12 protein-coding genes are annotated in these 12889 nt (G+C 44.8%); 10 read left to right on the top strand and 2 right to left on the bottom strand.

What is annotated here, in order from left to right:
• Positions 1 to 37: 37 nt before the first annotated feature.
• The 9 genes from ACUN2T_RS19045 (at position 38) to ACUN2T_RS19005 (ending at position 7741) form a co-directional block, all read left to right on the top strand.
• Positions 38 to 259: a type II toxin-antitoxin system Phd/YefM family antitoxin gene (locus tag ACUN2T_RS19045; RefSeq protein WP_023044700.1), complete on the top strand. Its 222-nt coding sequence runs from the start codon at positions 38 to 40 to the stop codon at positions 257 to 259.
• Positions 256 to 558 carry a type II toxin-antitoxin system death-on-curing family toxin gene (locus tag ACUN2T_RS19040; RefSeq protein ID WP_445494561.1) on the top strand — a complete coding sequence of 101 codons (303 nt, stop codon included), beginning with the start codon at positions 256 to 258 and terminating at the stop codon, positions 556 to 558. Before ACUN2T_RS19045 ends, ACUN2T_RS19040 begins: the two co-directional genes overlap by 4 nt.
• Before the next feature lie 840 nt (positions 559 to 1398).
• Complete coding sequence (locus ACUN2T_RS19035; RefSeq protein WP_445494560.1) at positions 1399 to 1716, top strand: hypothetical protein; 318 nt, start codon at positions 1399 to 1401, stop codon at positions 1714 to 1716.
• Entirely contained in the window at positions 1691 to 2758 is a 1068-nt protein-coding gene (locus tag ACUN2T_RS19030; protein ID WP_445494559.1) for a VRR-NUC domain-containing protein, read from the top strand. The genes ACUN2T_RS19035 and ACUN2T_RS19030 overlap by 26 nt, the downstream gene beginning before the upstream one ends.
• Positions 2759 to 2773: 15 nt before the next feature.
• Positions 2774 to 3919: a DUF3396 domain-containing protein gene (locus ACUN2T_RS19025; protein ID WP_445494557.1), complete on the top strand. Its 1146-nt coding sequence runs from the start codon at positions 2774 to 2776 to the stop codon at positions 3917 to 3919.
• A 36-nt stretch (positions 3920 to 3955) separates the two neighbouring features.
• A complete protein-coding gene (locus ACUN2T_RS19020; RefSeq protein ID WP_445494556.1) occupies positions 3956 to 5101 on the top strand; it encodes a DUF3396 domain-containing protein in 1146 nt (381 codons plus the stop codon).
• A 36-nt stretch (positions 5102 to 5137) separates the two neighbouring features.
• Positions 5138 to 6283, top strand: a complete 1146-nt coding sequence (locus tag ACUN2T_RS19015) for a DUF3396 domain-containing protein (RefSeq protein ID WP_445494555.1) — start codon at positions 5138 to 5140, stop codon at positions 6281 to 6283.
• Between the two features lie 36 nt (positions 6284 to 6319).
• On the top strand, positions 6320 to 7465 hold the full coding sequence (locus tag ACUN2T_RS19010) for a DUF3396 domain-containing protein (protein WP_445494554.1): 1146 nt from the start codon (positions 6320 to 6322) through the stop codon (positions 7463 to 7465).
• 3 nt (positions 7466 to 7468) lie between these two features.
• The gene (locus ACUN2T_RS19005) at positions 7469 to 7741 is read left to right on the top strand and encodes a PAAR domain-containing protein (protein ID WP_445494553.1); all 273 of its coding nucleotides are present in this window, start codon (positions 7469 to 7471) and stop codon (positions 7739 to 7741) included.
• Between the two features lie 722 nt (positions 7742 to 8463).
• Here the strand turns inward: ACUN2T_RS19005 and ACUN2T_RS19000 are convergent.
• Positions 8464 to 8988, bottom strand: coding sequence for a SprT family zinc-dependent metalloprotease (locus ACUN2T_RS19000; protein WP_445494552.1), 525 nt, complete (start codon positions 8986 to 8988; stop codon positions 8464 to 8466).
• A 149-nt stretch (positions 8989 to 9137) separates the two neighbouring features.
• Positions 9138 to 10310 carry a methionine adenosyltransferase gene (metK, locus tag ACUN2T_RS18995; protein ID WP_445494551.1) on the bottom strand — a complete coding sequence of 391 codons (1173 nt, stop codon included), beginning with the start codon at positions 10308 to 10310 and terminating at the stop codon, positions 9138 to 9140.
• A gap of 634 nt (positions 10311 to 10944) precedes the next feature.
• On the opposite strand from metK, the gene speA reads away from it, so the two are divergent.
• Positions 10945 to 12849, top strand: coding sequence for a biosynthetic arginine decarboxylase (speA, locus tag ACUN2T_RS18990; protein ID WP_445494550.1), 1905 nt, complete (start codon positions 10945 to 10947; stop codon positions 12847 to 12849).
• Positions 12850 to 12889 lie beyond the last annotated feature (40 nt).

Below are 12889 nucleotides of genomic sequence, written 5' to 3'. Positions count from 1 at the left end.
GCTATAGTGTGTACATTTCAACTGTACAGGTGATTCTATGAAAATTATCAACTTCACGGATGCTAGGGCAAAACTGTCCGATGTTCACAAAACCGCGGTTGGCGGTGAGCCAGTGATCATTCGCCATAAGTCATTTGGTAAGGCGGTACTCATTTCGGAGGCTGAATATCGTGAGTTTGCAGCCAATAAATTAAAGCAGGACGTAACGGCAATATTTGACGAATTTGATGCTGAGCTTAGGGAATTGAGCGACCGATGATTTTCCATATTTCTCTTGGTGAGATTTGTTATATCAGAAAAGAGTTAATTGATCGATACGGTGGCCTGCATGGTGTTGTGGATATTGGTCGAGTTGATGCTGTTTTGTATCGTATTCAAGCATTGTGTGAATATGAAGCGTTGACCGACTTGTTTGAGATAGCTAGCTATTATCTTGTCGCCATTGCCAGAGGTCATATTTTCGCTGATGGAAATAAGCGTACTGCTTTAACAACAGCTCTATTCTTTCTGAAAAAAATGGTGTTATTGTTCAAAGAGCGCCGGAACTGGTGGAGCTAACAGTATTAGCGGCAACGGGTGATGATGTGAGAGATAATATTGCTAAATGTTTCTTCCAAAATAGAATGAATAATTGTCTTTTGTAATTGGTTGTCTATTTTTTTCATTGGGTAATTAACAAAGAATCGCTATTGATTATCCAGTGAGGAAGTAATGAATACGGCTTTTTCTGTTATTGAGCCAGTCAGCCTAAATACTGAAATTACAGAAATCATCTATTGTGAAGAACTAAACAAAGTGTTAATAATCACTACACAGCTTACGTCAATACGGTCAGAGAATTAGAATAGAAACACTTAAAGCATATATCGCCAGCCCACATACACCTGATTAATATCCTGGCGATTTTGAGGTTTTAGATTTCCCCTGCATTAGGTGAAGATGTACGGAGCTTTTTATTAGTTACATATGACAGATAGCGATTAATTGGTTGTTTTTGTGATTTGTATCACATTTTCATTATGTTCATATGATACAAAACGTGATTTTATAGTCATAAAACTCAGAGGACGAAATTCTCTATTATTTATTTCCACGCTACTCAGCTGGACGTTGTTTATTGTTCTCTACAAATGCCACGTATTCAGAGCCACAAAATTGAAACACTGGCTTGGTAATATGAAGAAGCGCTGCACGGCGCTATTTAAAAGAACAGAACGTGATTATTCGTTTAATGGCCTCTATCGTCATGACGCCGTTTCAGGATTAGGGTTCAATCATTATATAAGGTTTCAAATATGGATGGATTAGTCTTTACCTGCCCCCATCGAAGAAAACCTTATACCGAGCCAGCGGTAATACGCCGGTAGAGTATGTTATGGAATTTACGGAGAAATAAGTATGACAATATCCAACAGCGGCAAGATGTGCCCGGCCGTCACCTCAATTAACTGTACGATGGAAATCGGGGTCTTTCCGGCCGATGAAGACCCCTGCTATTTGGCGGAAAAAGCTGAATATGCCCTGCGTCTGCCTGCGATGATTGTGACTAAACAGGGGGCGATCCGCTTTCTTAATCAAATCATTATGAGTGGGTTGATTAAGGTTGAAGAGCTTAAACATGACTTTTTATGGTCCTATAAAGCGGAAGTGGTGGTTTGCTATCAGAGGAAAGCAGGATGTTCCTCTGCCCATGCTGGCAACCAGTCAAGTCTCTAAGCAGCGTTATGGTGATAATCTACCGCAATCCAGTAACCCGTTTGCCCGGCCTTCTGCCGCCGATGCGGAGGAATTTGGTGTTAAGCGTATTCGCCGCCCCGATATTATTCTGGTTAAAGAGGACGCTCTCCGCTGGCCGGGCAGAAATGCCACCTACTTCGATGGCTCTGTGCACACTGATAATCTGAAAATGTTGATTGAGGTGAAATTTCCGGGTGATTCCCTCAGTAAAGGGCAAGAGCTTGATTATATTCAAATTGCGACAGAAAAGCGCTTTGGCGTGATGCGTGTCATGGATAACCGCACCGAGGAGCAAAAGCAGTACGATGAAGCGTGGCGAAAGCATTACCAACCCGGTTCCCAATACTATAAAAATCCTATACCACTGGCCCCACTGCCGCCCGGTTCACCTCCTGATGATGAAGCTTTACCCGTACCTCCCGAAGAGGGCGTGCCGGGTACGATCCCGCAACCCCTGACAAAAAATCCGCCGCTTCTCAGCACTTCCCGTTGGTCTTTCTTACCCAGCTATGAAGACTGGGTTATCCTCGGACAGGAAGTGGCTGGTCTGGCCGAAAATGGGTTGAGTTATGTCCGCGACAGTACCCGGGAGCTCCTTGCCCAGTTTGGTACCTGGTTCAATCAAGCCGGCAAGTGGGTGTGTGAAGAAATTATTGACCCGATAAGCCATCAGGTCAGCTACGTTTTTTCCTGGGTTAATGAACAAACGGGAAAAATCGTGACCTGGACTGAGCGTGAGATAAAAGCCCGGTGGCAAACCGTGCAACAGGGTTCAGATATCACCCTGGAAGATCTAAAAAACATGAGCTGGATGCAAATATTAAAAGAGGTGGGTGACGGAATGCTGGAAGTGGTTGTGATTATTGCCGAAGTTGCCGTTGTTATCCTCGTCACCCTTGCCGTCGCTGCCGCGCTGATTGAACTGGGAGAAATTTTAATCGCTGCTGCTGCGGTAAGCGCTGCGGCATTAGCCGCCATCCTGGCAATGTTGGCAAGTGTGACATTTGCCACCGCCTCATAATGAACGGAGAAAATTATGGATACTAATGATTACTTTGCCCAGTTGAAATCCCAACTGACCTCTTTTCTTTTTATCAATGGCGATGGACTGACTGTTTCCCGCCTGGGTCTCTCAATTACCCTGTTTTTTAAACAGGGCTACACCCAGGAGAAAAAACAACGCATTTTGGCCTGCTATCGCCGTTTTCGCGAAGAATTTGGCACTCACCTGCGTTTTCATACTCATGAACTAAAGGGGTTAAAAAAATATTCACCGGAAAATATTGCTAAAGTGGAAGAAGGTATTCTTAATCAGAAAAAAAACCAGCCCTCTAGTTGGGATGTTAGTGACGCTAAAAATCTCTATGAAGCTCCCCGCTATCTGATGTATTATCTGGATTCCGATGAAGCTGATGGTGACGATGGTAGCTCCTACCTGAGTCTGGTGCTGCCCTGGGATTATCTGAAAGAACAAGAGGGCATGACCAAATTTATAGCATGGCTGGATTTTCTGTGTGACCAGCTCGAACCGGACAGTGGGGACTGTGGTTACTGTCTGGTCATGCCAAGAGATTACCATGACTATTTCCCCCTGGAGTACCAGTTAGCGCAACGCTATCCCTCCTTGCAAGTGAACTCGGCAGTGCATACCGCCAAATTACAGTATGGTCATTCTATCCGGAGCATAAACTGGATCACCCTGCTGTCCAAACGTTTTGTAGGACGATTGGGTGGGGAGCACTGGATACGCACCATGTTGGCCCGCTACACAGATGTGGTGATTAGCTCTTACCGCGATGGCCTGATAATCCGCGCAGGCAAATACCCAGACTTGACACCGCTGCCGGGCAGCGTCCCGGAGAGTTATTTTGCCATTAACCAGCTAATACGCTCAATACGAGTGATCCCTCGTGAAGGCCATTCTCTGCACTTCTATGGCGCGGGTCATTTTGATGATATTTCCACACTGGCCTGGTATGCCCGTTATGACCGTGGACCTTTGCATGTGACCCCGCTGAGAGGCGGCAATCCTGCGCTAGTCAGTGGATTCTGGCGAACCGACAGCATCCCTGACAAGCAGTATTTCTTTGCGCAGGGCGCGATGGCTTTTGATATTCAGGGCGTGGAGTCGGGCACAACGATCTGGCACCTGATACGGGAAGGAAAAAATATGTGGGAATAACGGATTATCCACTGTCTCATCATGAACGGAGAGAATATGGAAACTTTGGATTACTTTGCCCAGTTGAAATCCCAACTGACCTCTTTTCTTTTTATCAATGGCGATGGACAGACTGTTTCCCGCCTGGGTCTCTCAATTACCCTGTTTTTTAAACAGGGCTACACTCAAGAGAAAAAGCAACGCATTCTGGCCTGCTATCGCCGTTTTCGCGAAGAATTTGGCACCCACCTGCGTTTTCACCGTCATGAACTGAAAGGGCTAAAAAAATATTCACCGGAAAATATTGTCAAAATCGAAGAGAGCATACTTAGCCAACAAAAAAACCAGCCTTCTAGTTGGGTCGTCAGTGATGCAAAAAATCTCTATGAAGCCCCTCGCTATCTGATGCGTTACATGGATTCCCGGGAAATAAGCGGTGATAATAGTAGCTCCTACCTGAGTCTGGTATTGCCATGGGATTATCTGAAAGAACAAGACGGTATGGCTCACTTTATGACATGGATGGACTTTCTGTGTGAACAACTCGAACCTGACTGGGGAGACTGTGGTTACTGTCTGGTCTTACCTAGAGATTATCATGATTATTTCCCTTTAGAATACCAACTGGCGCAACGTTATCCTTCCTTGCAAGTCAACTCTACTGTTCATACAACACTGAGAGATTATGCCCATGCCATCCGGAGCATTAATTGGATTACCCTGCTGTCCAAACGCTTTGTAGGACGACTGGGTGGGGAACACTGGATACGCACAATGCTGGCCCGCTACACGGATGTGGTGATGAGTCCTTACCACGATGGTCTGATGATCCGGGCTGGTAAATACCCGGACTTGACACCGCTGCCGGGCAGTGTCCCGGAGAGTTATTTCGCCATTAATCAGCTAATACGTCCGATACGTTTTGTGCCGGGAGAAGGTGATTCCCTGCACTTCTATGGCGCGGGTCATTTTGATGATATTTCCACACAAGCCTGGTATGCCCGTTATGACCGTGGACCTCTGTATGTGACCCCGCTGAGAGGCGGCAATCCTGCGCTAGTCAGTGGATTCTGGCGAACCGACAGTATCCCTGACAAGCAGTATTTCTTTGCGCAGGGCGCGATGGCTTTTGATATTCAGGGCGTGGAGTCGGGCACAACGATCTGGCACCTGATACGGGAAGGAAAAAATATGTGGGAATAACGGATTATCCACTGTCTCATCATGAACGGAGAGAATATGGAAACTTTGGATTACTTTGCCCAGTTGAAATCCCAACTGACCTCTTTTCTTTTTATCAATGGCGATGGGCTAACCGTTTCTCGCCTGGGTCTCTCAATTACCCTGTTTTTTAAACAGGGCTACACCCAGGAGAAAAAACAACGCATTCTGGCCTGCTATCGCCGTTTTCGCGAAGAATTTGGTACCCACCTGCGTTTTCATCGTCATTCACTGAAGGGATTAAAAAAATATTCCCCAGAAAATATTGCCAAAGTCGAAGAGGGTATTCTGAATCAGAAAAAAAACCAGCTTTCTACCTGGGATATCAGTGACGCTAAAAATATCTATGAAGCTCCCCGCTATCTGATGCATTACCTGGACTCCCGAGAAATTGATGGTGATGATAGTAGCTCCTACCTGAGTCTGGTGCTGCCCTGGGATTATCTGAAAGAACAAGAGGGCATGACCAAATTTATGGCCTGGCTGGACTTTCTGTGTGAACAACTTGAGCCCGACTGGGGAGACTGTGGTTATTGTCTGGTCCTGCCCAGAGATTACCATGACTATTTTCCTTTAGAGTATCAACTGGCCCTACGCTACCCGACCCTGCAAGTCAACTCTACAGTTCATACCACACTGGATGATTATGCCCACTCGATACGAAGCATCAACTGGATTACCCTGCTGTCCAAACGCTTTGTAGGACAATTGGGCGGGGAATTCTGGATACGCACCATGTTGGCCCGCTACACGGATGTGGTGATGAGTCCTTACCACGATGGTCTGATGATCCGGGCTGGTAAATACCCGGACTTGACGCCCCTGCCGGGCAGTGTCCCGGAGAGTTATTTCGCCATTAATCAGCTAATACGTCCGATACGTTTTGTGCCGGGAGAAGGTGATTCCCTGCACTTCTATGGCGCGGGTCATTTTGATGATATTTCCACACAAGCCTGGTATGCCCGTTATGACCGTGGACCTCTGCATGTGACCCCGCTGAGAGGCGGCAATCCTGCGCTAGTCAGTGGATTCTGGCGAACCGACAGCATCCCTGACAAGCAGTATTTCTTTGCGCAGGGCGCGATGGCTTTTGATATTCAGGGCGTGGAGTCGGGCACAACGATCTGGCACCTGATACGGGAAGGAAAAAATATGTGGGAATAACGGATTATCCACTGTCTCATCATGAACGGAGAGAATATGGAAACTTTGGATTACTTTTCCCAGTTGAAATCACAACGGGTCGGTTTTACTTTTACCAATAGAGATGGACTGACTGTTTCCCGTCTGGGTCTCTCGATAACCCTGTTTTTTAAACAGGGCTACACTCAAGAGAAAAAGCAACGCATTCTGGCCTGCTATCGCCGTTTTCGCGAAGAGTTTGGTACCCACCTGCGTTTTCATCGTCATTCACTGAGGGGATTAAAAAAATATTCACCGGAAAATATTGCCAAAGTCGAAGAAGGTATTCTTAATCGGAAAAAAAACCAGCCTTCTAGTTGGGTAGTCAGTGATGCAAAAAATCTCTATGAAGCCCCTCGCTATCTGATGCGTTACCTGGATTCCGATGAGGATGATGGTGACGATAGTAGCTCTTACCTGAGTCTGACACTGCCCTGGGATTATCTGAAAGAGCAAGAAGGCATGGTTCGTTTTATGGCCTGGCTGGACTTTCTGTGTGAACAGCTCGAACCCGACAGTGGAGACTGTGGCTACTCCCTGGTCCTGCCCAGAGATTACCATGACTACTTTCCCTTGGAGTATCAGTTAGCGCAACGTTACCCTTCCTTGCAAGTGAACTCGGCGGTTCATACTGCGGTATTACAGTATGAACATGCCATCCGCGGTATTAACTGGATCACCCTGCTGTCCAAACGCTTTGTAGGACGATTGGGTGGGGAACATTGGATACGCACAATGCTGGCCCGCTACACAGATGTGGTGATTAGCTCTTACTGCGATGGCCTGATAATCCGCGCAGGCAAATACCCAGACTTGACACCGCTGCCGGGCAGCGTGCCGGAGAGTTATTTTGCCATTAACCAGCTAATACGCTCAATACGAGTGATCCCTCGTGAAGGCCATTCTCTGCACTTCTATGGTGCCGGTCATTTTGATGATATTTCCACACTGGCCTGGTATGCCCGTTATGACCGTGGACCTTTGCATGTGACTCCGCTGAGAGGCGGCAACCCTGCGCTAGTTAGCGGATTCTGGCGAACCGACAGCATCCCTAACAAGCAGTATTTCTTTGCGCAGGGCGCGATGGCTTTTGATGTTCAAGGGGCGGAGTCAGGCACAACGATCTGGCATTTAATACGAGAAGCGGAAAATACAACGGAGTAAATCATGCGAAGTGTCGTAGAAGGAAAAAAAATTATCCTTAAAGGTGATACCACCACAACCGGAGGCGATGTTTTAAAGGGCTCTGGTTTAGTAAACCAACAATCGTCGGTTGCCTGTAAAGGCGATCCGGTATTTTGTCCCGCCTGTAAACAAACCGGTGCGATTGCGGAAGGTTCCAACGTGTTCAATATACAGGGAATACCTGTTGCCCTGGAGGGACACTTGGTTAATTGTGGTTGTTCGACCGGTGCTTGCCGATTAAAGGTGCGGTCATAAATATCACATTCCAAGGCCCTTAATGGAAATACCCATAAAACCAGAGCAGGTTTTAAACTGTTATTAAAAACTATTGTTTTAATTTATAGTTTTAATCGGTATAACATTTTCACCGTTGTTTTTACCGCTTTTAATACCTGCTTTTTATTAAGTTTAATCATCATTAGCCATCGTGTTTTACGTTTAACTAATGCTAATCATACCCACTTTTTATCTTTACTAATGCTGTTTTACTGGCAATTTAATGGTTTTTTCGTTTTCAGCTTGCTATTTGGTTTCCCCATTTTCGTCAAACTGATAGTTAAGTTTTCTCGTTTTCTGTATTTGATTTTTTTAGGTTTAAAACCAAAGAGTAACAGATGTGTTAATGATGTCAAAAATAACGCCAATTTCTTTAATAATCTTTAATGCTTTTAAATGTTTTCGTGATTTTTCGCTGATAATGTGTTTAATGCGATTAATCCTGTTAAATATTTTAATATGGTTTTAGTATTGGATTAATATTGTCATTTTCCCGCATTATTAGTCAATTTAAAACCCATTTTTCCTTTTCCTTTTCCTTTTCCTTTTCCTTTTCCTTTTCCTTTTCCTTTCTATGCCAGCAGAACATCGGATCTTTTACCCGCTTTAAAAAATCCTTAATTACTGCTTTTTACTTTTTTAGTGCGGTTAAAATGCAAAGAATACTTATTTGGATAGTAAAATAATTTAATCCCATTTTTTTATAAATTAGAATTAAAAGAAACGATTGATTTGGCAATAAGCTTCTCTCCACATTTCTTACAAATATAATGGCTCTCTTCCCGTAATATTTTATTATGGCGTCGCAGAGTCAGCTCATGTTGTTGGCAGCGACAGTAATAAGTAAACGTTTTACTGCGTACTGAATTGACTTCAAACTTATGTGTTCGGCTAGCAGGAGAGCCTAATACTTCTTCCATCATCCAACGCCATTGTTTTCCATGTGGAGGCACTTTTCCAAAATAGCGGTAAACCAATAGGTGAGCGAGTTCGTGAGGGACAACTTCATCAATAAAAGCCTGTTGGTTTTCAATCAATAGCACCGGATTAAGGCGGATTTGCCAATCTTTTATATATGCACTGCCTGCGGAGGTACCACGCTGGTGGTAATTTATCGTCGGTTCTGGAAAATCACGATTGAGATATAAGTTTGCCTGTTGCAGTTTTTGCCGCAAAGTATGTATAACAGTTTGTTGTAAGGCAACTGGAATTCTGGCTGATGGCATATGTTGAAAATTGAATAAGACGAGAGTGATCGAATTTTATTAGAAATCCTTAAATAAGCCAGATAAAAATAGTCATTTCAGGATTTCTTCAATAACCCGCTAATGTTAAGAAAAGCCTGGTTCAGTTATCTAAACCGGGCTTTTTGCTTTTACATATTGACCGCTGATTGTTTCAGGCCAGCAGCGTCACGCAGGATTTCTGCTTTATCTGTTGCTTCCCACGGGAATTGTGGGCGACCAAAATGGCCGTAGGCAGCAGTGTCACGGTAGATTGGATGTAACAGATCCAGCATCTGAATCAAACCATGAGGACGCAGGTCGAAGAATTCACGCACCAGCAGAGTCAGGGTTGCTGTTGAAACTGTTTCCGTACCAAACGTTTCCACCATAATAGAAGTGGGTTCTGCAACGCCGATAGCGTAAGAAACTTGAATTTCACAGCGATCAGCCAAGCCTGCGGCAACAATATTTTTTGCCACATAACGTGCAGCATAAGCCGCTGAACGGTCAACTTTAGATGGATCTTTACCGGAGAATGCCCCACCACCGTGACGAGCCATGCCACCGTAAGTATCTACGATAATTTTACGGCCAGTCAGGCCACAATCACCCATTGGGCCACCAATGACGAAACGGCCAGTTGGGTTGATGAAATATTTGGTTGTTGGAGTTAACCACTCAGCAGGCAGAACCGGCTTGATGATCTCTTCCATGACAGCTTCTTGCAGATCTTTCTGATTAATCGTTTCAGAATGCTGTGTTGAAAGTACAACTGCGTCAACACCGACAATTTTGTTGTTATTGTATTGGAAAGTTACCTGGCTTTTAGCATCGGGACGTAGCCACGGCAGTACACCATTTTTCCGGACTTCGGCCTGACGCTGAACCAGACGATGTGCATAGGTGATAGGTGCAGGCATCAGTACATCAGTTTCGTTGGTTGCATAACCAAACATTAGCCCTTGGTCACCAGCACCTTGTTGTAGTGGATCTTCGCGGTCAACACCTTGATTAATATCCGGTGACTGTTTACCAATCGCACTTAATACTGCACATGAGTTTGCATCAAAACCCATCTCAGAATTAACATAACCAATCTCTCGAACTGTTTGCCGCGTAATTTCTTCAATATCAACCCAAGCGCTGGTAGTGATTTCACCACCAACCATAACCATGCCGGTTTTAACATAGGTTTCGCATGCAACGCGGGCTTTTGGATCTTGTTCCAAAATAGCGTCAAGAACAGCATCAGAAATTTGGTCTGCGATTTTATCAGGATGCCCTTCGGAAACAGATTCAGAAGTGAAAAGGTATGTGGTCATTATATAACGTTACCTTAAAAATATAATTTCAGTTTGGAAACGGATGGATTAACATCTAGACGGCTATTCTAGGGTAATTCTTATCCGTGTTCCAGATTTTTTTAGTTCAAAGAGTAATTTTCATCTGCTGACAAATAATTTCTTTGTTTATATGTGTGTTTTGTTCAATTTCATTTTGCAATTTTGTTTAATTGCGAGTATAAACAGCGGCCGTAGTTGGATTCTTTGTACTACAGATTCGCAGAGAGCTATACGAATAGCTTCTGTTTCTCAATTGAGAAAATGGCTCCTTGGTATGAGTCATGTGTGGGGGTGAATGGGGTAATGAACCATTATCTGCTGATTGCTAATGGCCAACAGCCACACTTGTCGTCGGATATATCCGCGTCTTTTTCCTTTCTTTTCAATATGTCTTTAATTCGATGTTATCTGTTGCCAACAAATAGGCCGGATATGTCGCACAGGCGTATTGTCACTCGGTAATTTTGTCATTGTTTAGTAGTAACTAAACGCTTTTTACAACCTTAAGAGCATGCTGTTCCCTGATATTTCTCAACCCGCAAAATGATGGTGTTTTGAGTTATTTATTAATGACAGGCGAAGGCGAAACTCTAACTCCATTAAGGAGACTGCCATGAATGATAATATCGCTCGTAAAATGCAACAGACTTATAATATTGCATATTGGGGAGGGAGTTACTACTACGTCAATGATCTCGGCAATGTCAGTGTTTGTCCAAACCCTGATTTGCCAGGGGCAAGAATTGATCTTGCGGGATTGGTGAAAAGAGTTCAGCAGGAGCAGGAGCATTTGCGCTTACCGGCGTTATTTTGTTTTCCTCAAATCCTGCAACATCGTTTGCGTTCAATCAACGCAGCATTTAAACGCGCCAGAGAGTCATATGGTTATAAAGGTGACTACTTTTTAGTTTATCCCATTAAAGTTAACCAACAACGCCGTGTCATTGAATCACTGGCCAGTTCCGGTGAGCCTTTGGGGCTTGAAGCAGGTTCCAAAGCGGAACTCATGGCGGTGTTAGCGCATGCGGGTATGACTCGTACTGTCATCGTATGTAATGGATATAAAGATCGCGAATATATTCGTCTGGCGCTGATAGGTGAAAAGCTCGGTCACAAGGTTTATCTGGTGATCGAAAAAATGTCTGAAATCGCCCAGGTATTGGAAGAGGCTGAACGGCTGAATGTGATCCCTCGCTTGGGCGTTCGTGCACGTTTGGCATCACAGGGCTCGGGTAAATGGCAAGCCAGTGGTGGTGAAAAATCGAAGTTTGGGCTGGCTGCAACTCAGGTACTGCAATTAGTTGAGATCCTGCGTGAAGCAGGCCGGCTTGATAGCTTGCAATTACTGCATTTTCACCTTGGTTCACAGTTGGCGAATATTCGTGATATCGCAACAGGTGTTCGTGAATCAGCCCGTTTTTATGTCGAGTTACATAAACTTGGTGTCAATATTGAGTGCTTTGACGTTGGTGGTGGGTTGGGTGTCGATTATGAAGGGACCCGTTCTCAATCTGATTGTTCTGTGAATTATGGATTGAATGAATACGCCAACAATGTCATTTGGGGTATTGGTGATGCCTGTGATGAGCATGGTTTACCACACCCGACTGTTATCACCGAATCTGGTCGCGCCCTGACGGCTCACCATACTGTGTTGGTATCCAATGTGATCGGGGTTGAATGTAATGAATTTACGCAGACGACGCCACCGGCAGAGGATGCTTCCCGCCCGATCGCCAGCCTGTGGGAAACTTGGCAGGAGATGCACTCTGAAGGGAATAGACGTTCTTTACGTGAATCGTTGCATGACAGCCAACTTGATCTGCATGATGTTCATACACAATATGCACATGGCATGCTGGATTTGACTGAGCGGGCTTGGGCGGAAGAGCTGTATCTGAATATCTGTCGACGTATTCAGCAGGATCTTGATCCAAGCAACCGTGCTCACCGGCCAATTATTGATGAGCTGCAAGAGCGTATGGCAGACAAATTATATGTGAATTTCTCTCTGTTCCAGTCTATGCCTGATGCATGGGGTATCGACCAGTTGTTCCCGGTTTTACCGATTGAGGGGTTGGATAAGCCGTTGGAACGCCGAGCTGTGTTGTTAGATATCACCTGTGACTCCGATGGCATCATTGATCATTATGTGGATGGTGATGGTGTAGCAACGACTATGCCTATGCCCGCTTATGATCCTGATTGCCCGCCAATGATTGGTTTCTTTATGGTGGGGGCATATCAGGAAATTCTTGGCAATATGCATAATCTGTTTGGGGATACCGCGGCTATTGATGTTTATGTATTTGATAATGGCGAAGTGACTTATAACCAAAGTGAAGAAGGGGATTCAGTCGCTGATATGCTGCAATATGTAAAACTGGACCCTAACGTACTAATGGCTCGTTTCCGTGACCAGGTAAAAGGCGCTGATCTGGATGCCGGCTTGCAAGAGCAATTTTTACTGGAATTTGAAAGTGGTCTTTATGGCTACACATATCTGGAAGATGAATAATCTTCTGGCGTTAATTAAGCCTCTTATATACAGATAAGGC

The organism is Photorhabdus machadonis, from assembly GCF_052657765.1.
Note: the sequence above shows the minus strand (reverse complement) of the source record. Positions and strands in the feature narration are given on the sequence as shown.

Bases quoted from the DNA above. Each gene is read 5' to 3' on its own strand.
- ACUN2T_RS19010 (WP_445494554.1), top strand. From the start codon at position 6,320: ATGGAAACTTTGGATTACTTTTCCCAGTTGAAATCACAACGGGTCGGT.
- speA (WP_445494550.1), top strand. From the start codon at position 10,945: ATGAATGATAATATCGCTCGTAAAATGCAACAGACTTATAATATTGCA.
- ACUN2T_RS19040 (WP_445494561.1), top strand. From the start codon at position 256: ATGATTTTCCATATTTCTCTTGGTGAGATTTGTTATATCAGAAAAGAG.
- ACUN2T_RS19045 (WP_023044700.1), top strand. From the start codon at position 38: ATGAAAATTATCAACTTCACGGATGCTAGGGCAAAACTGTCCGATGTT.
- ACUN2T_RS19015 (WP_445494555.1), top strand. From the start codon at position 5,138: ATGGAAACTTTGGATTACTTTGCCCAGTTGAAATCCCAACTGACCTCT.
- ACUN2T_RS19000 (WP_445494552.1), bottom strand. From the start codon at position 8,988: ATGCCATCAGCCAGAATTCCAGTTGCCTTACAACAAACTGTTATACAT.
- ACUN2T_RS19005 (WP_445494553.1), top strand. From the start codon at position 7,469: ATGCGAAGTGTCGTAGAAGGAAAAAAAATTATCCTTAAAGGTGATACC.
- ACUN2T_RS19030 (WP_445494559.1), top strand. From the start codon at position 1,691: ATGCTGGCAACCAGTCAAGTCTCTAAGCAGCGTTATGGTGATAATCTA.
- ACUN2T_RS19020 (WP_445494556.1), top strand. From the start codon at position 3,956: ATGGAAACTTTGGATTACTTTGCCCAGTTGAAATCCCAACTGACCTCT.
- ACUN2T_RS19025 (WP_445494557.1), top strand. From the start codon at position 2,774: ATGGATACTAATGATTACTTTGCCCAGTTGAAATCCCAACTGACCTCT.
- ACUN2T_RS19035 (WP_445494560.1), top strand. From the start codon at position 1,399: ATGACAATATCCAACAGCGGCAAGATGTGCCCGGCCGTCACCTCAATT.
- metK (WP_445494551.1), bottom strand. From the start codon at position 10,310: ATGACCACATACCTTTTCACTTCTGAATCTGTTTCCGAAGGGCATCCT.